The organism is Leifsonia sp. RAF41, assembly GCF_052114085.1.
Taxonomy (GTDB): domain Bacteria; phylum Actinomycetota; class Actinomycetes; order Actinomycetales; family Microbacteriaceae; genus Leifsonia.
This window is the reverse complement of the sequence record NZ_JBFREB010000001.1, coordinates 2,532,652-2,550,092: the sequence shown is the minus strand read 5'-3', so window position 1 is coordinate 2,550,092 and position 17,441 is coordinate 2,532,652. Positions and strand designations below refer to the sequence as shown.

Sequence of the window (17,441 nt, the reverse complement as noted above, 5' to 3'; positions counted from 1 at the left end):
GTTTACTTTCTGCAACCCCGGCTCTATCATCGGAGGATGACCACCGCGACGCCCCGCACGATCCCGACGCCGAAGCCCAAGCCGCGCGACCGCGTCCTGGCCGCCGCGGCGCGGCTTTTCGTTCGGGAGGGCGTGAACGCGGTCGGTGTCGACCGGCTCGCGCACGAGGCCGAGGTCTCGAAGCGCTCGATCTACCAGCACTTCGACGGCAAGGATGCGATCGTCGCGACGATGCTGCAGGAGTACGGCCCGCAGGTCGTCGCCGGCTACTTCGCGAGCGAGCAGGAGGGCACTCCGCGCGAGCGCACCCTCCACGTGTTCGAGGCCCTCCACGAGGCGGCCCGGGTGAGCGACTTCTACGGGTGCCCGTTCGTCAATGTGGCCACGGAGCTGCGCGACCGCGCACATCCCGCCGCCGTCGTCGCCCGTCATTTCAAGGAGGAGCTGACCGCGTACTTCGAGCGCCAGGCCGCCGCCGCGGGCGCGCGCGACCCGCACCTCGTGGGCGTGCAGCTCACGCTGCTCTTCGACGGAGCGTCCGCCAGCGCTGCGATGCGCGGAGGGACCCCCGAGGCCGCGGTTCAGGCGGCGGCGCAGCTGTTCGACGCGGCGACCGCGTCCGTGACCGAGCCAGCTACGGCGCGATCGACAGGAAGATGAACGCCGCGAACAGCACCAGGTGGATGCCGCCCTGCAGGCGTACGGCGCGGCCCTGGACGATGGTGAGGATGCTGACCAGCACGGTCAGCACGAGAAGCACGATCTGACTCGCCCCGAGTCCGAGGTGCAGCGCGCCGGGCAGCCAGATCGACGCCACCGCGATGGCGGGGATGGTGAGGCCGATGCTCGCCATCGCCGAGCCGAGCGCCAGGTTCAAGCTGGTCTGCGTCCGGTTCCGGTTGGCTGCCTTGGCCGCAGCGATCGCCTCCGGGAGCAGCACCAGCAGGGCGATCACGACGCCGACGAACGACTGCGGCAGGCCGATCCCCGTGATCGCGCGCTCGATCGGTGTGGACTCCAGCTTGGCCAGACCCACGACCGCCACCAGCGACAGCAGCAGCAGACCGAGGCTGATCCAGGCCGTACGGCTCGACGGCGCCGCGGCGTGGTCGTCCTCGGTGAGCGGCTGGCCCTTGCTGCCCACCGGAAGGAAGAAGTCGCGGTGCGCGATGGTCTGGGTGAGGACGAACATCCCGTACAGCGCGAGGGAGGCGATCGCCGCGAACACGAGTTGGGGCGTGGAGAACACCGGGCCGGGCGCGGATGTGAAGCTCGGCAGCACCATCGTCAGCGTCGCCAGGGCGGTCACCGTGGCGAGGGCGGCACCGCTGCCCTGTGCGTTGAACGCGGTGGATTCGCGACGGGAGGCGCTGAGCAGCAGCGACAGCCCGACGATGCCGTTCATCGTGATCATGACGGCGGAGAACACGGTGTCGCGAGCCAGCTCGGGGGAGTCCTTGCCTGTTGTCATCAGCGTGACGATGAGGGCGACCTCGATGATGGTCACCGCCACCGCGAGCACGAGCGAGCCGAACGGCTCCCCGACCCGGTGGGCGACCACCTCGGCATGCTGCACGGCGGCAAGCACCGTGCCCGCCAGGACGACGGCGATCACAGCGACCGCGATCGTGTTCAGTTCCACCGCCCAGAAAGCGACCAGGACCACGACCCCGATCGCGGGCACCCCGATCGTCCACCATCGTGCGAGCCAGGAGCCGAGCGCCTTCATGCGTCCATCCTGCCAGGCCGGTCTCGGGCGGTGCAGTGCGCCTGCGGCGCACGATTGGCCGGATCCGCCCGCTCACCGACCGTTCGGCGGGTCCGCCGAGCGCGCCGCGCTTCCCGTGATGGGATGGGCGCATGACCGGGAACTGGACCCTCCGCGTCGCCGGCTCCGCCGGTGTCGCGCTCGCCATCGCCCTCGCCGTCGCCGGGTGCGCCACGCCGAATTCGGCGCCGACGACAGGCAGCGCCTCCGCATCCACGACGCCGACGTCGTCACCGCGCCCGACATCCACGTCGACCGCGACCGCGACGCCTATCGACGGACAATGCGACACCGCGAACCTCGCCGGAACGATCGGCCAGGGCGGTGGCGGCGCCGCCGGGAGTGTCGAGGTCACCATCGTTCTGACGAACAACGGCTCGACCCCATGCTCCCTGCAGGGCTGGCCGGGCGTGTCGTTCGTCGGCGACGGCAACGGCACCCAGCTGGGCAAGCCGGCCGAGTTCGACCGCAGCACGCCGCATCCGACCGTGGTGCTCCAGCCAGGTGGCACCGCGAAGGCGCCGCTCCGGATCACCCAGGCGCTCAACTATCCGGAAGCGGACTGCGGTCCGAAGCCGGCAGATGGGTTCCGCGTCTACCCGCCCGGATCGACCGCGTCCCTCTTCGTCAAGGATGCCAACGTGACGGCGTGCACCTCAGACTCCATCTCCCTGCTACAGGTCGGAGCGCTGGTCGCGGGCTGAGTTCGCGGCGACCGTGGTCGACGCACACTCAGGAGCAGACGCGCGCGATCGGGCCCTGCCACGCCTGGGCGAGGCGGGCGAACGCGTCGTCGACCGCTGCGTCGGCGACGGGAGCATCCGGGGTGGCCCCGGAGACCTGCACGCTGTCGGCGAGGGTGTTGAGCTCTCTCCGGACGGGACTGAGGGCGGTTTCGACCGACGGTGTCGCCAGATCCTGCGTGCGCGCTCCGAACGCCGCGATCGCCGAGCGGATGGAGCGGGGGGCGTCCGCGTCACGGACCCGCAGCGAAAGCTGGGCCTCCAGAGCCGCGTCGAGCGCGTGCCGAGCACTCGCGATCGTGGTGCAGTCGCGGCCGCGCGCCGCCGACGCCTCCGAGAAGAGCGGGAACTCGGTGCGCAGAGAGACGGCGAGAAGCAGGCTCGCGACGATGCATCCGGCGACGAGGGCGGCGCCGAGCGGCAACAGGCGGGTGGCGGTGCGTCGAACGGTCGACTCGTCGAGAGAGGCGCGTGACGCGCGCGATCGTGACGCAGTGGACGCCGACGGCTGCGCCGGCGACGCGTCCTGCTCGAGCTTCACCGGCTCGGGGAGGGAGGAGGCCACGCGCTCACCGTACCGGCGAACGGTGAACAGTTCGTTGCCGAGTTTCGTACGGACGAACGCTGCGCCCGTCGCCGCTACGCTGGGCCCGTGCGCTCTGCTCGACCGGCTCCCGGACCCGCCACGCCGCAGTGGCTCCTCCGTCTCGTCGTGGTGACCGCGCTGGTCGGCGTCGGAGCGGGCGTCGGCGGCGGACTCGTCTACCTGGGGTTGCACGCCCTGCAGCACCTCGCGTTCGGGTACTCGGAGGGCGACTTCTACGAGGGGCTCCTCGACGCGCCGCCCGTCAACCGCGTCGTCGCGCTCGCCGTCGCTGGTGTGATCGGCGGTGTCGGATGGTGGGCGCTCCGCAGGTGGGGCGCACGGGCGCCGGCACATGCCGTGGTCTCGGTCGAGCAGTCGGTGAACGGGCGAAGGATGCCGCCATTCGTCACCCTGGCCAATGCCGCCCTGCAGATCGTCATCGTCGGCCTCGGCGCGTCGATCGGCCGCGAGGTGGCCCCGCGAGAAGTGGGAGCGCTCTGGGCCGGCTGGCTCGCCGAGCGGGCCGGTGTCTCGGCGCGAGAGCGGCGCATCCTGATCGCCTGCGGGGCGGGCGCGGGTCTGGCTGCCGTCTACAACGTCCCCTTCGGCGGGGCGGTCTTCGCCGTCGAGATCCTGCTGGCCGAGATCAGCTTCGCGACCGTGCTGCCGGCGTTCGCGACCTCCGCGATCGCCGCGCTGGTGGCGCGCGTCGTGGTTCCGGCGAACCCGCTGTACGCGCTGCCGGAGCTGCACCTCACGCCGACGGTTGTCGTCTGGTCGGTGCTGGCCGGACCCCTGATCGGCCTGGCCGCGGTCGGCTTCGTGCGCGGGGCCCGCTTCGCGCAGGTCCACCGCCCGAAGTCGTGGGGCATCCTCATCGTCATGCCGCTCACCTTCCTCGCGGTCGGCATCGCCGCCGTGTGGCTGCCGGCCATCCTGGGCAACGGCCGTGCCTTGGGGCAGCTGGCGTTCGCGGCGTCGCTGCCGGTGCTGCTCATCCTGCTCATGACGGTCGTGAAGGCGGCCGCCACGCTCGGAACGATCGGAGCGGGCGCGGCGGGCGGAACGCTGACACCCAGCCTCGCGATCGGCGCCGGGCTCGGGCTGGCCGGGGGAGCGGCGTGGAACCTCCTCTGGCCGGGGGCGGAGCTCCCCGCCTTCGCCCTCATCGGCGCCGCTGCCTTCCTCGCCGTCACCATGCGGGCTCCCCTGACCGCACTGCTGCTCACGATGGAGTTCACCGGCCAGGGCCCCGACCTGCTGGTGCCCGTGATGCTCTGCATCGCCGGCGCCGTAGCGGTGGGCTACCTGCTCGAGCGCAGCCGGGTGACCGGGGTCGCATAGCGCGACGCGCCGTTGTCGCATGCAACTACAGAGGGACTGAGAACAGAGATGACGCCGAGTCGAAGTGGCCGCAGCCCCCGAAGCAGCACGCTCACGACCATCCTTTTCGCCGCCTACCTGGTGCTGCTGGTCGGGCTCGTTCTGTTCAAGTTCCCCTTCAACTACGAGACAGGAGACAGCGGCCGGCACCTCAACCTGATTCCGTTCGCGGGCTCCTACACGGCCGGCGGCGTCGTCGGCTGGAGCGAGGTGATTGAGAACGTGATCGTCTTCGTGCCGTACGGGGTCTACCTGTCCATGCTCACGTCCGGCTGGTCGATCGGCCGCAGGCTCCTCCCGATCCTCATCACGACTGTTGCGTTCGAGACGGTTCAGTACGTCTTCGCTATCGGGCGGTCGGACATCACGGATGTGCTGGCCAACGCCCTGGGCGGCGTCCTCGGCATCGGCATCTACGCGGGCGTCGCGCGGCTTCTCGGCGCCCGCACCAACCGGGTGCTGAACGCCGTCGCGCTCGTCCTCACGATCGTCGTGGTGCTGGCCTGGGCATTCCTCGGCGTGCACAGCATGGGTGCGAGCCCCTCGGGCCATGCGCGAACCCTGACTGCAGCAAATTCCTGATTGATCACAGTCGACCGAATTCCGCGCGTTGGTGCTCGATGGCCGAGTGCGGCAACCGGATGAAAGCGCGACGCCACTATGCGCGTCAGACGGGCTGAGCCTCGCCGCCGGCTGATCAGACGCTTCGGGCGATCGTGTCGCGCCGCACCAGATGGCGAATCACGACGACTCCCACCACGACGCCGAGAATGGCGACGGCGATGATGACGGCCGCGGGCATCCCGAGATCGATCGCGGAGACGATACAGAAGCCGTCGAACAGCGAGATCATCACGAAGCCGACATGACCGATGAACCTCTTGCGCCACCCATCGGATTGACCTCTCAGGGCACGACGTGCCTGTTCGGCGCGGACGATCAGGTAGATGGCCAGAGCGCAGAGAACGCCGAACGCAACGCGCTTCGTTACGGTGAGCCCGGCCCAGTCGACCGCGACGACGACAAGCAGCAGCAGCATCGCCGTCACGGTGCACCAGAAGAACGAGGCGAATCGCCGCGACGACGCGTTACGCGGCACGGTCGCGAGCACGAGCCACCCGAACACGAAGCTGGCGACAGCGAATGCTGCGTGAAGCAGGATCAGCGCTGAATGCGGCATTCGCGTCTCCGTTCTGAGGGAGAAGCTACACCCGCCGACCGCCTCTCCTGCTTGACCACCGTCGAATCCGGGACCATCGTGATCACGAGGGGCGTCCATCCTCGGCCTGGACTCGGGTCAACAAGGACTCCGGAGTCCCGGGAGCGATCGTGTCGAAATCAGTTCTCATCTCCGGTGCCGGGATCGCCGGTGCCGCCCTCGCTTTCTGGCTCTCCCGGTCCGGGTGGAGTGTTTCCATGGTCGAGCGTGCGGAGAACACGCGCTCGAGTGGAAGCCCGGTCGATGTGCGCGGCGAAGCCCTCCCGATCGTCGCGGCGATGGGAGTCGAGGAGCGGCTGCGCGCCGCCGATACCGATGTGACGCGGGCGGTCTTCGTCGATGCGAGCGGGCGCACGCGGGCATCGATGCGCACGCGTCGGGTCGGCGCGAGAGAGATCGAGATCGCCCGAGCGGACTTGGCTTCAACGTTGCTCGATGCGGTGCTGCCATCCGTGCACTTGCTGTCAGGTGACACGGTCACTGCTCTAGCCCAGGACGCCGACGGTGTCGATGTGTCCTTCGAGCGGTCAGCAGATCGCCGGTTTGATCTCGTCGTCGGCGCCGACGGTCTATATTCGACCGTTCGACGGCTGGTGTTCGGGCCGGAGACCGCCTTTGCTCGACCATTCGGCTTGGCGGTCGGAACCATTCGGACCGACATCGACATCGCTGATCCGTCCTCCGTTCTGATCTACAACGAGCCCGGCCGCATGCTCGCCGTGCATCCGGCAGGCGGACACCCCGGCGCGGCGTTCATCTTCCGCACAGATCATCTGGTCGCTCCGGGCGACCGGGCCGCCGCCAAGAAGCTCGTCACGGACGCCTATGCTCACGTCGGATGGCTGGCGCCCACGATGCTGGATCGCTGGCGAGACGCCGGCGATGTCTACCTGGATGCGGTCACACGCATTGCGCTTCCCACCTGGCACCACGGCCGAATCGTGTTGGTCGGCGACGCGGCCAGTTGTCTTTCTCTCCTCGGGGAGGGATCCAGTAATGCCATCATCGCCGCGCGCACCCTTGCCGCTGCGCTCGCGTCCCACGGGGACGACCACGCCGTCGCGTTCAGCGACTACGAGCGTACCCACCGGCGCCGAGTCCGTCGGGCCCAGCGGGGGTCGGTCATCGCGTCGCACTTCCTGGTGCCGGCCACGGGCGTGGGAATCCGGGCACGCAACGCCCTACTTCGATTCGCCCCAAACTGATTCGCGCGGAGTGAGCCGACAGCTGAGGGTGATGGGCGGCAGGGGCATCGTTGTGGTGCCGACGTTCAGGCTCCTGCGGGCTGGCCGATTGCGTCGTATCCGAGTGTCAGCGGCGTGGTCTTGAACCCCTTGATGATCAACCAGATGCCGAGGGACAGTTCGAACACGGCGACGGGCAGCGCGGCGAGAACCGCGATCGGGGACACCGGGGAGTATGCGCCGAAGAAGACCGCGATGTCGGAGGCGAGGAGCAGGGGTGCGCCGATGAAGGCGACGATCGGGAAGATCCGGGGAACGAGGGCGGAGCGGAACAGCAGGTAGCCCAGGAGCAGGTCGCAGGCGACGGGCATCAGGCTTTGCGAGAGCAGGAACGTCCAGGTGTAGTTCGCAAGCAGGCCATGACCCATCGTGGCCAGCATCGCTGGGCTTGTCCCGGGGGCTCCAGCAAGGTCGCTCCGCAGAGTCATGATCGTAAGCAGGCTGACGACGCTGACGAAGATGAGGCAGGTTTCCAAGAGCCGGGCGGCAACCAACCCCAGGGCGGCGGTCTGACTGATCCGTTTGGTCAGCGGGTAAAGCACTACGGCCGTGCTGATGCCGGCCAGGCCGACAATGACTTCGGACAGCACCCCCACCTGCAATGCCGATGTGCTTCCAGCGGTTCCCAGGATGAAGGTGCGGACGTTTTCTTTGATGGGCGCGTACAGCCCCAGTGTCGGGATGGACACGAACGTGAGTACGTACAAGATGCCGACGCTCAGGGAGATTCGCCTCGTCGGGCGCATTCGGCCCCGCGGAATGGGAATCCTGACAGGAGGGGTGATTTCGGTGTTGGCGGCCATGGTGTGCTCCTTAGAAGGTGCATTGGCAACGCTATCCTGTTGTACACGACATGGCAATGTAGACATGTCTCAAATGACAGGAGGATAGCGCAATGGCTCAGTGGGGTTTTCTGACTAATCACATGCATGCCCTGTACTGCGTCGCTCGCCACCCTGGGATCCGGATCCGCGAGATCGCCGAAAGTGTGGGCGTGCAGGAACGTGCGGCACATCGGATAGTCGGAGATTTGGTCGAAAGCGGATACCTGACGCGCCGTCGGGTTGGCAGTCGCAATTTCTATGAGCTGCATCCGAACCAGCCGATCCGCAGGGAGGGCCTGGACGAAGTCGCCGTCGGTGAGATTCTCGACGTGCTCCTCAGGCGGGCGTGAGAGGCAATCACCGTGGGGATTCTCGAGGCGACATGTGCGCCCTGCTCGTGCAGGTCGAACCCAGCACGCTCCAGGCTGACGGCCTCGAATCCCAATGCTTGTGAGGGTGGGCCCGGTGGGGCTCGAACCCACGACCCGCGGATTTGGAATGACAGAAGACCATTGTCATCGCATGGGATCTCGACCAACTGTGGGCAAAGTGTGGGCACGGATCACGAGCCGAGGGGTGGTCTGAGGGCGGGACACCGACCAGATCAGCCCTCCCCATCTCCCCATGCCGCGATGTCGATACCGTGGTTGTCCGGGGATGCCAGGGTCCACCAGTCGGGAGCGTGCGAGCCATCGGCCAGTCGGCCGCCCGCGGCCTCGACGGCGGCGACCCGTTCTTGGGCCTGATCGTTAGGGACTGCCACATCGATGTGCGTCCTGCCGCGGCCGGACAAAGCGATTTCGTCGAACCAAAGTCGCGGTCCGCGCCGCAGCGGATCGACCAGGAGTCCTCCCACCTCCTCGTATCCGAGCGCGGCGATCCAGAAATCGCGAGTGCGCACGCCCTCCGCCTCGGCGACGGCGATCTGGATCGTGTGCAACAGCGACGGATCGGGGGCGATGCCCATCTTGTCGGCAATCGCCGAGACACGCTGCACGAGCTCGACATCGGAGCCGTCGAGACGCCCGTTCACTGTTGCAGCGGTACGGACGACGACCGCCTCAGGCCGCAGATCGATGTCGGGTTCTCGACCCACGTCGACGACCTCGTTGGCGATGCGGCGAACGAACTCCACTCCGATTGCGAACGACCCGGTGGTGAACACGGTCTGTGCGCCTCCATACAAGACATGCCAGCCACTCGTGCCCGGAGCCTCATGGAACTGCTTGGAAGTAATCTGCTCGGCCACTCGCCCCAACCGTTCCGGGACATGTGCCCCGGTCAGCAAACCTAGGCCACCGACCCCGCGAGCTCAACCGTTGCCATCCGAGCCTCCACCACAAAGGAGACCTGGCGCGGGCTCGCGGCGCGCCGCCGAGTCCACGGGTAAAGCGCCGCGGCCTGCCCTCGAGCAGCGCTGCACCTCGCGGCGCATCAAGGAGGATAAGTGGGACCGAGCGTCTTCCCGTCAGTAGTGATACCGAGCCTGCAGAACTATCACGTAGACATCATCGACGAGGTAGACAAGCCGATTCGCTTCGTCGATGCGTCGCGACCACGCCCCGGCCAGCGCATGCTTCAGCGGCTCCGGCTTACCGACGCCCTCGAACGGGTCATCGCGCAGGATGTCCTCGATCAGGAGGTTGATCCGCTTCAGTGTTCGCCGGTCCTGGCCTTGCCAGTAGAGGTAGTCCTCCCAGCCGCCGGCGGTCCAGGCGAGCTTGCGGTCACTCACCGGTCAGGTCGTGCTCGGTGATGTCTCCCGCGCGTGCGCTTTCAATGGCGTCGATGAGGCGTCGTGCGTTCTTAGGGGAGCGCAGGAGGTAGGTGGTCTCAAGGAGCGCGTCGTACTCGTCCTTCGACATCAGCACGGCCGACCCGCGCTTGGATGTGATCTCGACTTCAGTCTGGTCGAGGTTGACGCGTTCGATGAGGCCGAACAGGTCGCTGCGAGCCTCGCTTGCTGTGATGGCCATGATTCCTCCAAGTGGTACAAGATATCGTACCACTTGACGGTGCAAGACCTCCGCCACACGGCCGCGAGCCTGGCAGTCTCGGCCGGAGCCGACGTCAAGGCCGTGCAGCGGATGCTCGGCCACGCCTCCGCAAACCCGAAACCATCGGGTCTGAATCGACCGCCGATGGGCTGGAATCCCAATGAATATAAGGGTGGGCCCGGTGGGGCTCGAACCCACGACCCGCGGATTAAAAGTCCGATGCTCTGCCAACTGAGCTACAGGCCCGTGCGTCCAATCTAGCGTGGATTCACTCGGTCCGGTCGCAGGGGGAGAATAGGGGGATGTCTGACCGCTTCCACAAGCCCGCCCTGTTCACGAGTGGAATGTTCGAGGCCTTCATGGGCGGGGAGGATCCCGCGCAGATCAGCAGGGTCGCCCACGAGACCGCGCGGGCGCTGCTGGCGCGTGTTCGCGACAATCCCGAACCCGCGGTCGTAGATCGGCTGGTCGCGTTCACGGACGAGCACGGGATCGACGCGCTCGCCGAGTTGTGGTCCCGCTCGAACGCGAAGAGCCTGCCGGGTGCCCTGTGGCGCATCTATCTCCTGCGGCTGCTGATCCGGCAGGACGCGGAGGGCACCGCATACCTGTACCAGCGAGGGACCGAGGTTCTCCCGTCCATCGACCCGGTGATCGCGGGAGCCTCGAGTCCCGCCGGACCGGCTGAGATCACCGAGCTGGCCGACCGCATCCTGCGCGGGCTGTTCGAGGGCGATTTCGCCGTGGCGCTCGACCGCGCCGCCGCGTTCTGCCGGGTGGCCGCCGCCGGCGCCGCATCTGTCGCCGACGACCGCGACATCCTCGACCCGGAACGCGCCAGCGAACTGACCACGCGCGCGTTGCGCTTCACGCGCACCGCGGAGGAGCTCACGGCCTGCGCGCGGCTCTGGCGCTCCGATTCGCTCGACTGACGCGCCACCCGGCCTCCGCGAGGTCAACCCCCGACACGGGCATCTGCGTTCTCCCGCTGCGAACGCCACGCCCGGCAGTGAGCGCGAGGCCTCCTGTACACTGGATGTCGCCGGGCCGCAGTAACCCCGGGCTCCAAAACTAGCCGCTCCGAGCGGCCTCGCGCCGAGAGGCGTTCTGCGGCCCGGCACTACTCTGTCAAGAAGGCCTTTTCTGGCAAGAAGATCCTTTCTGGCGAGTGCAGCCTGTCTGGAGCGCCGGACGGACGAGATGAGCGGAGACGACGTGGAGGACGCCCCTGCGGTCGATCTCGACGCGCTCCTTGTGCGCACCGCCACAGGCGATCAGGAGGCGTTCTCGACCTTCTACGACGCTATGGCGCCTCGCGTATTCGGGCTCATCCGCCGCCTCCTCATCGACGCTGCTCAGTCGGAGGAGGTCTCCCAGGAAGTGTTCCTGGAAGCGTGGCAATCCGCTGCGCGATTCGATCCGAATAAGGGTCGAGCGCAGACCTGGATCATGACCATGGCCCACCGACGTGCCGTAGACCGGATCCGCGCATCCCAAGCGTCGCGCGACCGTGACACGGCCGTGGGGATCCGCGACCTGCCGACCGCCTACGATCAGGTGGCCGAGGCGGTCGAGGTCCGCGTGGAGCACGAGAGGGTGGAGGTGGCGATGGCGAAGCTGAGCGAGCCGCAGCGGCGCGCCGTCACCCTCGCCTACTACGGCGGGCTCAGTCAGTCGGAGGTGGCGACCGAACTGGGCATCCCGCTCGGCACAGCCAAGACTCGGCTGCGCGATGCGATGATACGGCTGCGACAGGAACTGGGGGTGACGACATGACCGACGAGAACGACCGCGACGACCGCCTGGGCTACCGCCTGGGCGCCGAAGACGACACGGAGGCGCGCGCCTTCGAAGACGTTGCCGCCGAGCTCGCCCTGGCTGCCGAGCCGGTCGCGCCGCGCCCGGAGTTGAAGGCCGCCCTCTTTGCACAGCTGGCGACCACTCCGCAGCTGCCGGTCCAGGATGCGACAGAGGATGCGACCGAGCCGTCGCCCGCGCCCGCCGCGACACCGCCCGCCGCTTCGTCCATCCCTGCACCGTCTTCCGCAGGACCTGCCGAGCGCGCTGCTCAGCGACGCTGGTTCCAGCGACCGGCTCTGCTGCTCGGCGCCGCGGCCGCCGCCGTGATGCTCTTCATCGGCGGAGCGTTCGTCGGCTCCGCCCTCTCGGGCAACAACGCGTACACGTCGCAGCAGGCATCCGCCCTGGCTGAGATCAATGCGGCATCCGACGTCCAGCACGCGACCGCGGAGGTCGCCGGTGGCGGTACCGCGACTCTCGTCTGGTCGGGGGAGTTGGGCCGTTCAGCGCTCGTCGCCAACGACCTCCCGGAACTGCCCGCAAGCAAGACCTACGAGCTCTGGTACCTGCGCGACGGTCAGGCGATCCCGGCCGGCACGATGCAGCCGGCGGATTCGGGCTCGACCTGGCGCGTCCTCGCCGGCGACATGGCTGCCGGTGACACGGTCGGCGTCACCGTCGAACCCCGCGGTGGCTCGGACAAGCCGACGACCGCTCCGATCGTCGCCATTCCCTCCTGATCCGCAGGTCTATGCGCTGTCTACAGCGCTGACCTCGCCATCACGCAGGGAGCGGATCATGCTCTGCAGGATCCGGAACGCCCCGGCCTGCTCAGCCTCGGTCATGCCGGACAGCATCCTGAGCTCGACGGACCGGACGGCTGCGGTCGCCTTCTCCAGGCTCTGCCGGCCCTGGGGCGTGAGCCGCGCAGGGAGGGCCTTCCCGACCGGTGCCTCCGTCGGCCTGGTCACGGAGCCGTCCCGTTCCAGCGACTGGAGAAGCACATTCATGGTCTGGCGTGTCACGAACGCGCCCCGCGCCAGCTCGGAGTTCGACAGGCCGGGCCGCTGAGCCAGCAGTTCGAGGCAGGAGTAGTGCGTCACACTCATTCCCAGCGGGCGCAGCACCTCCTCCATCGCCGCACGGAGCGCACTCGACGCCTCCTTCAGCAGATAGCCCAGGGATGTCTCCAGGTCGACGCCGGCTCGGTCTTGGCTCATGTCAGTATTCTGACATAGGCTTCGTATGTCAGAAAACTGACATACAACGAAGGAGCACCATGCCCGCCACCGGTCCCGACTTCATCTCACTCCAAGCCCGCGACCTCGTCGCCTCGCAGGCGTTCTACGAGCGCTATCTCGGCCTCGTCCGGTCGCCGGCGGGTCCGCCGCACGCGGTCGTCTTCGAGACCCAGCCGATCGCGTTCGCGCTCCGCGACCTCGTCCCTGGCACGGATCTCGCATCCGTCCCTCAGCCCGGCATCGGTGCTGCGATCTGGCTCCATGCCACCGACGTCCAGGCCATCCACGATGCGCTCGTCGCCGATGGTCACACCATCGTGGCAGCCCCGATCGACGGCCCCTTCGGACGGACGTTCACCTTCGCCGACCCCGACGGCTACCACATCACCCTTCACGACCGCGCCTGATCGGCGCTGTCGCCGAACTCAACCGAAGCGGCCGGAGACGTAGTCCTCGGTGGCCTGCACGGTCGGGTTGGAGAAGATCTGGTTGGTGTCGTTGTACTCGATGAGCTTGCCCGGCTTGCCGGTGCCTGCGATGTTGAAGAAGGCGGTGCGGTCGGAGACGCGCGAGGCCTGCTGCATGTTGTGGGTCACGATCACGATCGTGTAGTCGTTCTTCAGCTCCTCGATGAGGTCCTCGATCGCAAGCGTCGAGATCGGGTCGAGGGCCGAGCACGGCTCGTCCATCAGCAGCACGTCGGGAGAGACGGCGATGGCGCGCGCGATGCACAGACGCTGCTGCTGTCCGCCCGAGAGGCCCGATCCGGGGAGCCCCAGGCGGTCCTTGACCTCGTTCCAGAGGTTGGCGCCCTGCAGCGAGCTCTCGACCAGCTCGTCGGCCTCGCTCTTCGACATCCGCCGGTTGTTCAGCTTCACGCCGGCGAGGACGTTGTCGCGGATGCTCATGGTCGGGAACGGGTTGGGGCGCTGGAACACCATGCCCACCTGGCGGCGCACCAGCACCGGGTCGACGCCCGTGCCGTACAGGTTGTTGCCGTCGATGAGCACCTCGCCCTCGACGTAGGCGCCGGGAATGACCTCGTGCATGCGGTTGAGCGTGCGGAGGAAAGTCGACTTGCCGCAGCCGGACGGGCCGATGAATGCGGTGACGGTACGGGGCTCGATGGTGAGCGACACGCCCTCGACGGCGTGGAACTTGCCGTAGTAGACGTTGAGGTCGTTGACTTCGATGCGCTTGGACATGCCGTGACTCCTTTGAGATTTGGCCTTGCTAGTCGGGTGAGGCCGGTCAGCGGCCGTACTTGGGGGCGAAGGCCTTGGCGATGATGCGCCCGACCAGGTTGAGCAGCATCACGATGATGATGAGGGCGAGTGCGCCCGTCCACGCCCTGTCGATGGAGGCCTGCGCGTGCAGACCGGCGGCTTGCGTGTACTGGGTGTACACGAACACCGGCAGGGCCATCATCCGGTCGTTGAAGAGGTCGTAGTTCATGCTCGTCGTGAAGCCGGCGACGATGAGCAGCGGCGCGGTCTCGCCGATGACGCGGGCGATCGCGAGCATCACGCCCGTCACCAGACCGGCGATGGAGGTCGGCAGCACGACCTTGAGGACGGTGAGCCACTTCGGCACGCCGAGAGCGAGCGACGCCTCGCGCAGCTCGTTCGGGACGATCCGCAGGATCTCCTCGCTGGAACGCACGACGACCGGGATCATCAGCACCGAGAGCGCGATCGAGCCCATGAAGCCGTTGCGGATGCCGGGGCCGAAGAACAGCGCAAACAGTGCGTAGGCGAACAGGCCGGCGACGATCGAGGGGATGCCGGTCATCACGTCGACGAAGAAGGTGATGCCGCGGGCGAGCATCCCGCGCCCGTACTCGACGAGGTAGATGGAGGTGAGCAGGCCGATCGGGACCGAGATGACGGCCGCCATCAGCGTGATCTCCAGCGTCCCCACGATGGCGTGAAGCGCGCCGCCGCCGTCGCCGATCACGTTGCGCATCGACTGCGAGAAGAACGCGATGTCGAACCGCGCCAGACCCTGCGCCACGACGGTCCAGCCCAGCGAGATCAGGGGGAGCAGCGCGATGATGAACGCCGTGGCGACCAGTGAGGTGACCAGCCGGTCCATCGCCTTCCGGGGGCCCTCGACGAGCAGGGACGTCGTGTAGATCGCGACATCGAACAGCACGGTGCCGAAGAAGACCGCCCCGACGATGTTGAAGCCCTTCGTCGCGCCGCTGGCGGCCAGGATGGCGAAGATCGCGCCGAACACCACCCACGAGACGACGAGCATCGCCCACGGGCTCCAGCGAGGCAGCTTGCCCGCGGTGTACGAGTTGACGAGGGGCCGCGGGGCGGTGGCAGTGGCGGTCGTGGTGGCCATCAGTTCGCTCCAGAGAAGGCCTTGCGGCGGTTGACGATGTAGCGGGCGAGCACGTTGATGAGCAGCGTCACCACGAACAGCACGAGGCCGGAGGCGATGAGCGCGTTCACGCCGATGCCGGTGGCCTCGGGGAACTGCAGTGCGATGTTGGCGGCGATGGTGTTCGGGCTCTGGGCTTGCAGCAGCGCGAACTTGACGATCAGCGCCGGCGACAGCACCATCGCGATGGCGAGCGTCTCGCCCAGCGCCCGCCCGAGACCCAGCATGATCGCGGAGACGATCCCGCTCCGCGCGAAGGGAAGGACGGCCATCTTGACCATCTCCCAGCGGGTCGCGCCGAGCGCGAGCGCCGCCTCTTCGTGCAACCGCGGCGTCTGCAGGAAGATCTCGCGGCAGATGGCGGTCATGATCGGGATGACCATGACGGCGAGCACGAGACCGGCGGTGAGGATGGTGCGGCCGGTGCCGGAGACCGGCGGCGCGAAGAGCGGGATCCAGCCCAGGTACTCACCGAGCCAGACGTAGAAGGGCTGCACGAACGAGGCGAGCGTCGCGATGCCCCAGAGGCCGAAGACGACCGACGGGACCGCGGCCAGCAGATCGATGATGTAGCCGAGAACGGCGGCCACACGGCGCGGCGCGTAGTGCGAGATGAAGAGGGCGATTCCGATGGAGAGCGGTGTCGCGATCAGCAGGGCGATGACGGCGGCCCAGATGGTGCCGAAGACGAGTGGCCAGACCCACGACCAGAAGTTGGTGGCGTTGTTGGGCAGCTCGCCGGCGTGGGCGAAGAGTGCCGGGATGCTCTGGATGACGAGGAACAGCGCCACTGCGGCGAGCGTCGCGAGGATCAGGGATCCCGCGACGATGGTGGTGCTGGAGAAGACGCGGTCGCCGAGGCGGACCTTCGCTTTGGGCCTGATGGCTCCTGCGGTTCCGGCGGTCATTGCTTGCTTTCTCTCATCGGGTGCGCCCGGGTGAGGGGCGGCTGAGGTGGGAGCGCCGCTCGGCCCGGGCTGCGGGGCAGCCCAGGCCGAGCGGTTGGTGCATTACTTGATGCTGGCGGTGGCCTTCGAGACCTTGGCAGCGAGGTCGCTCGACAGCGGGGCCGAGCCGGCCTGCTCTGCGGCGGCCTTCTGGGCGTCGCTGGTGATGATGTAGTCGACGTAGCCCTTCACCAGGTCCGCCTTGGCGGCGTCCTTGTACTCCTGGCACGCGATCACGTAGGAGACCAGCACGAGCGGCCAGGCGCCCTTCGAGGTGTCCTTGCGGTCGATCTTGATGGCCAGGTCGTTGGCCTCACGGCCGTCGGCGATGGGGGAGGCGGAGACCACGGCAGCAGCACCGTCGGCGCTGATCTTCTCGTAGTTGTCGCCGACCTTCAGCTGGGCGATGCTCAGCCCGGCCGATCCCGACTCGTCGATGTAGGTGATGGCGTTCTTCGCGTTCTTGGTGGCGTCCGCGACACCCGAGGTGCCCTTGGCTGCGTCACCGACCTGGAACGGGAAGGTCTGGGCAGCCGGAGCGGTCCAGACGTCGGGGGCGTTCGCTGCGAGGTACTCGGTGAAGTTCTGGGTGGTGCCCGAGTCGTCGGAGCGGTGCACGACGGTGATCGGAGCCGACGGGAGCGTGGCGCCCGAGTTCTGGTCCTTGATCTTCGCGTCGTCCCACGTGGTGATCTTGCCCGAGAAGATGCCCGCGATGGTCGCGGCGTCGAGCTTGAGGTCCTTCACGCCGTCCACGTTGTACGCGATGGCGATCGGGGAGATGTAGACGGGGAGGTCGATGCCCTTGCTGCCCGCGGCGCACCCGGCGAACGTGGAGGCGAGCTCCTCGTCCTTGAGCGCGGCGTCGGAGCCGGCGAAGTCGGCAGCGCCGGAGATGAAGCTCTTGCGGCCCGCTCCGGAACCCTGCGGGTCGTAGTTGATGGTGGCCTTCGGGTTGGCCTCCTGGAAGCCGGCGGCCCAGACGGTCTGCGCCGCGCCCTGCGCGGACGAGCCGATGCCGTTCAGCGTGCCGGTCAGGTTCGAGGCTTTGGCCGTCGTGGTGGACGGCGTGCTGCCTTCGTTCGCCGCACATGCGGTGAGAGAGATGGCGGCGGCGGCAAGCAGAGCCACGGGAGCGCCGATGCGCTTGAGTTTCACAGTTGTCCCTTCGGGGATCAGTAACAACAGGACGGGGTCGGTGCGACCCGCGTGAGACGCTATTCCCGGTGTCTGTCCAGAGTCCCCCGCAGCGGTAAACGGAAGGTTAACGCGGGGTGTTCTCTTGGTCCTGTTGCCCTGTG

23 protein-coding genes and 1 tRNA gene are annotated in these 17,441 nt (G+C 67.7%); 11 read left to right on the top strand and 13 right to left on the bottom strand.

The genetic code is table 11. The features are described 5' to 3' along the window. The first annotated feature begins 36 nt into the window (after window positions 1-36). Window positions 37-660, top strand: coding sequence for a TetR/AcrR family transcriptional regulator (locus AB4Y74_RS12340; RefSeq protein WP_441799366.1), 624 nt, complete (start codon window positions 37-39; stop codon window positions 658-660). Here the strand turns inward: AB4Y74_RS12340 and AB4Y74_RS12335 are convergent. Further along, on the bottom strand, window positions 635-1,729 hold the full coding sequence (locus tag AB4Y74_RS12335; RefSeq protein ID WP_441799365.1) for a calcium:proton antiporter: 1,095 nt from the start codon (window positions 1,727-1,729) through the stop codon (window positions 635-637). The two genes, AB4Y74_RS12340 and AB4Y74_RS12335, sit on opposite strands and share 26 nt — an antisense overlap. Before the next feature lie 131 nt (window positions 1,730-1,860). On the opposite strand from AB4Y74_RS12335, the gene AB4Y74_RS12330 reads away from it, so the two are divergent. Further along, window positions 1,861-2,472 (top strand): DUF4232 domain-containing protein, encoded by a 612-nt coding sequence (locus tag AB4Y74_RS12330; RefSeq protein ID WP_441799364.1) that lies wholly within the window; start codon window positions 1,861-1,863, stop codon window positions 2,470-2,472. A gap of 28 nt (window positions 2,473-2,500) precedes the next feature. Here AB4Y74_RS12330 and AB4Y74_RS12325 read toward each other — a convergent pair whose 3' ends face one another. Further along, on the bottom strand, window positions 2,501-3,076 hold the full coding sequence (locus tag AB4Y74_RS12325) for a transporter (protein WP_441799363.1): 576 nt from the start codon (window positions 3,074-3,076) through the stop codon (window positions 2,501-2,503). Window positions 3,077-3,163: 87 nt separating this feature from the next. Here AB4Y74_RS12325 and AB4Y74_RS12320 point away from each other — a divergent pair, with 87 nt between their 5' ends. The 3 genes from AB4Y74_RS12320 to AB4Y74_RS12310 are packed head-to-tail and all read left to right on the top strand — an operon-like array spanning window position 3,164 to window position 5,160. Next, window positions 3,164-4,441 (top strand): chloride channel protein, encoded by a 1,278-nt coding sequence (locus tag AB4Y74_RS12320; RefSeq protein ID WP_441799362.1) that lies wholly within the window; start codon window positions 3,164-3,166, stop codon window positions 4,439-4,441. A 48-nt stretch (window positions 4,442-4,489) separates the two neighbouring features. Next, window positions 4,490-5,062, top strand: a complete 573-nt coding sequence (locus tag AB4Y74_RS12315) for a VanZ family protein (protein WP_441799361.1) — start codon at window positions 4,490-4,492, stop codon at window positions 5,060-5,062. Then, window positions 4,984-5,160, top strand: coding sequence for a CGNR zinc finger domain-containing protein (locus AB4Y74_RS12310; protein ID WP_441800448.1), 177 nt, complete (start codon window positions 4,984-4,986; stop codon window positions 5,158-5,160). Before AB4Y74_RS12315 ends, AB4Y74_RS12310 begins: the two co-directional genes overlap by 79 nt. Window positions 5,161-5,177: 17 nt before the next feature. Here AB4Y74_RS12310 and AB4Y74_RS12305 read toward each other — a convergent pair whose 3' ends face one another. Further along, entirely contained in the window at window positions 5,178-5,660 is a 483-nt protein-coding gene (locus AB4Y74_RS12305) for a hypothetical protein (RefSeq protein WP_441799360.1), read from the bottom strand. 149 nt (window positions 5,661-5,809) lie between these two features. Between AB4Y74_RS12305 and AB4Y74_RS12300 the strand changes: the two genes are divergently transcribed. Continuing rightward, a complete protein-coding gene (locus AB4Y74_RS12300; protein WP_441799359.1) occupies window positions 5,810-6,904 on the top strand; it encodes an FAD-dependent monooxygenase in 1,095 nt (364 codons plus the stop codon). A 65-nt stretch (window positions 6,905-6,969) separates the two neighbouring features. Here AB4Y74_RS12300 and AB4Y74_RS12295 read toward each other — a convergent pair whose 3' ends face one another. Then, a complete protein-coding gene (locus AB4Y74_RS12295) occupies window positions 6,970-7,746 on the bottom strand; it encodes a DUF4386 domain-containing protein (protein ID WP_441799358.1) in 777 nt (258 codons plus the stop codon). Between the two features lie 92 nt (window positions 7,747-7,838). On the opposite strand from AB4Y74_RS12295, the gene AB4Y74_RS12290 reads away from it, so the two are divergent. Then, entirely contained in the window at window positions 7,839-8,117 is a 279-nt protein-coding gene (locus tag AB4Y74_RS12290) for a helix-turn-helix transcriptional regulator (RefSeq protein WP_441799357.1), read from the top strand. A gap of 254 nt (window positions 8,118-8,371) precedes the next feature. Here AB4Y74_RS12290 and AB4Y74_RS12285 read toward each other — a convergent pair whose 3' ends face one another. The 4 genes from AB4Y74_RS12285 to AB4Y74_RS12270 form a co-directional block, all read right to left on the bottom strand. Next, window positions 8,372-9,016 (bottom strand): VOC family protein, encoded by a 645-nt coding sequence (locus AB4Y74_RS12285; RefSeq protein WP_441799356.1) that lies wholly within the window; start codon window positions 9,014-9,016, stop codon window positions 8,372-8,374. Between the two features lie 219 nt (window positions 9,017-9,235). Continuing rightward, window positions 9,236-9,502, bottom strand: coding sequence for a Txe/YoeB family addiction module toxin (locus tag AB4Y74_RS12280; protein ID WP_441799355.1), 267 nt, complete (start codon window positions 9,500-9,502; stop codon window positions 9,236-9,238). After that, entirely contained in the window at window positions 9,495-9,743 is a 249-nt protein-coding gene (locus AB4Y74_RS12275; RefSeq protein WP_441799354.1) for a type II toxin-antitoxin system Phd/YefM family antitoxin, read from the bottom strand. The genes AB4Y74_RS12280 and AB4Y74_RS12275 overlap by 8 nt, the downstream gene beginning before the upstream one ends. 194 nt (window positions 9,744-9,937) lie before the next feature. Continuing rightward, window positions 9,938-10,010: transfer RNA gene (locus AB4Y74_RS12270), tRNA-Lys, on the bottom strand. Window positions 10,011-10,066: 56 nt separating this feature from the next. On the opposite strand from AB4Y74_RS12270, the gene AB4Y74_RS12265 reads away from it, so the two are divergent. The 3 genes from AB4Y74_RS12265 to AB4Y74_RS12255 all read left to right on the top strand — a co-directional run bounded on the left by AB4Y74_RS12265 (window position 10,067) and on the right by AB4Y74_RS12255 (window position 12,304). Further along, entirely contained in the window at window positions 10,067-10,696 is a 630-nt protein-coding gene (locus tag AB4Y74_RS12265) for a DNA-directed RNA polymerase subunit beta (RefSeq protein ID WP_441799353.1), read from the top strand. 268 nt (window positions 10,697-10,964) lie between these two features. After that, entirely contained in the window at window positions 10,965-11,540 is a 576-nt protein-coding gene (gene sigK / locus AB4Y74_RS12260) for an ECF RNA polymerase sigma factor SigK (RefSeq protein WP_441799352.1), read from the top strand. Next, entirely contained in the window at window positions 11,537-12,304 is a 768-nt protein-coding gene (locus tag AB4Y74_RS12255) for an anti-sigma factor (RefSeq protein WP_441799351.1), read from the top strand. The genes sigK and AB4Y74_RS12255 overlap by 4 nt, the downstream gene beginning before the upstream one ends. Before the next feature lie 9 nt (window positions 12,305-12,313). Here the strand turns inward: AB4Y74_RS12255 and AB4Y74_RS12250 are convergent, their stop codons facing one another. Further along, window positions 12,314-12,784, bottom strand: a complete 471-nt coding sequence (locus tag AB4Y74_RS12250; RefSeq protein ID WP_441799350.1) for a MarR family winged helix-turn-helix transcriptional regulator — start codon at window positions 12,782-12,784, stop codon at window positions 12,314-12,316. A gap of 59 nt (window positions 12,785-12,843) precedes the next feature. Here AB4Y74_RS12250 and AB4Y74_RS12245 point away from each other — a divergent pair, with 59 nt between their 5' ends. Further along, the gene (locus AB4Y74_RS12245) at window positions 12,844-13,212 is read left to right on the top strand and encodes a VOC family protein (RefSeq protein ID WP_441799349.1); all 369 of its coding nucleotides are present in this window, start codon (window positions 12,844-12,846) and stop codon (window positions 13,210-13,212) included. Window positions 13,213-13,230: 18 nt separating this feature from the next. Here the strand turns inward: AB4Y74_RS12245 and pstB are convergent, their stop codons facing one another. The 4 genes from pstB to pstS all read right to left on the bottom strand — a co-directional run bounded on the left by pstB (window position 13,231) and on the right by pstS (window position 17,298). Further along, window positions 13,231-14,010, bottom strand: coding sequence for a phosphate ABC transporter ATP-binding protein PstB (pstB, locus tag AB4Y74_RS12240; protein ID WP_441799348.1), 780 nt, complete (start codon window positions 14,008-14,010; stop codon window positions 13,231-13,233). Window positions 14,011-14,056: 46 nt separating this feature from the next. Further along, the gene (gene pstA / locus AB4Y74_RS12235) at window positions 14,057-15,154 is read right to left on the bottom strand and encodes a phosphate ABC transporter permease PstA (protein WP_441799347.1); all 1,098 of its coding nucleotides are present in this window, start codon (window positions 15,152-15,154) and stop codon (window positions 14,057-14,059) included. Further along, entirely contained in the window at window positions 15,154-16,101 is a 948-nt protein-coding gene (pstC, locus tag AB4Y74_RS12230) for a phosphate ABC transporter permease subunit PstC (protein ID WP_441799346.1), read from the bottom strand. The genes pstA and pstC overlap by 1 nt, the downstream gene beginning before the upstream one ends. Window positions 16,102-16,203: 102 nt before the next feature. Next, window positions 16,204-17,298 (bottom strand): phosphate ABC transporter substrate-binding protein PstS, encoded by a 1,095-nt coding sequence (gene pstS / locus AB4Y74_RS12225; RefSeq protein ID WP_441799345.1) that lies wholly within the window; start codon window positions 17,296-17,298, stop codon window positions 16,204-16,206. Window positions 17,299-17,441: the final 143 nt, after the last annotated feature.

Bases quoted from the DNA above. Each gene is read 5' to 3' on its own strand.
- AB4Y74_RS12245 (WP_441799349.1), top strand. From the start codon at position 12,844: ATGCCCGCCACCGGTCCCGACTTCATCTCACTCCAAGCCCGCGACCTC.
- pstA (WP_441799347.1), bottom strand. From the start codon at position 15,154: ATGGCCACCACGACCGCCACTGCCACCGCCCCGCGGCCCCTCGTCAAC.
- AB4Y74_RS12340 (WP_441799366.1), top strand. From the start codon at position 37: ATGACCACCGCGACGCCCCGCACGATCCCGACGCCGAAGCCCAAGCCG.
- AB4Y74_RS12335 (WP_441799365.1), bottom strand. From the start codon at position 1,729: ATGAAGGCGCTCGGCTCCTGGCTCGCACGATGGTGGACGATCGGGGTG.
- sigK (WP_441799352.1), top strand. From the start codon at position 10,965: ATGAGCGGAGACGACGTGGAGGACGCCCCTGCGGTCGATCTCGACGCG.
- AB4Y74_RS12290 (WP_441799357.1), top strand. From the start codon at position 7,839: ATGGCTCAGTGGGGTTTTCTGACTAATCACATGCATGCCCTGTACTGC.
- AB4Y74_RS12330 (WP_441799364.1), top strand. From the start codon at position 1,861: ATGACCGGGAACTGGACCCTCCGCGTCGCCGGCTCCGCCGGTGTCGCG.
- pstB (WP_441799348.1), bottom strand. From the start codon at position 14,010: ATGTCCAAGCGCATCGAAGTCAACGACCTCAACGTCTACTACGGCAAG.
- AB4Y74_RS12265 (WP_441799353.1), top strand. From the start codon at position 10,067: ATGTCTGACCGCTTCCACAAGCCCGCCCTGTTCACGAGTGGAATGTTC.
- AB4Y74_RS12305 (WP_441799360.1), bottom strand. From the start codon at position 5,660: ATGCCGCATTCAGCGCTGATCCTGCTTCACGCAGCATTCGCTGTCGCC.
- pstC (WP_441799346.1), bottom strand. From the start codon at position 16,101: ATGACCGCCGGAACCGCAGGAGCCATCAGGCCCAAAGCGAAGGTCCGC.
- AB4Y74_RS12275 (WP_441799354.1), bottom strand. From the start codon at position 9,743: ATGGCCATCACAGCAAGCGAGGCTCGCAGCGACCTGTTCGGCCTCATC.
- AB4Y74_RS12250 (WP_441799350.1), bottom strand. From the start codon at position 12,784: ATGAGCCAAGACCGAGCCGGCGTCGACCTGGAGACATCCCTGGGCTAT.
- AB4Y74_RS12315 (WP_441799361.1), top strand. From the start codon at position 4,490: ATGACGCCGAGTCGAAGTGGCCGCAGCCCCCGAAGCAGCACGCTCACG.
- AB4Y74_RS12295 (WP_441799358.1), bottom strand. From the start codon at position 7,746: ATGGCCGCCAACACCGAAATCACCCCTCCTGTCAGGATTCCCATTCCG.
- AB4Y74_RS12255 (WP_441799351.1), top strand. From the start codon at position 11,537: ATGACCGACGAGAACGACCGCGACGACCGCCTGGGCTACCGCCTGGGC.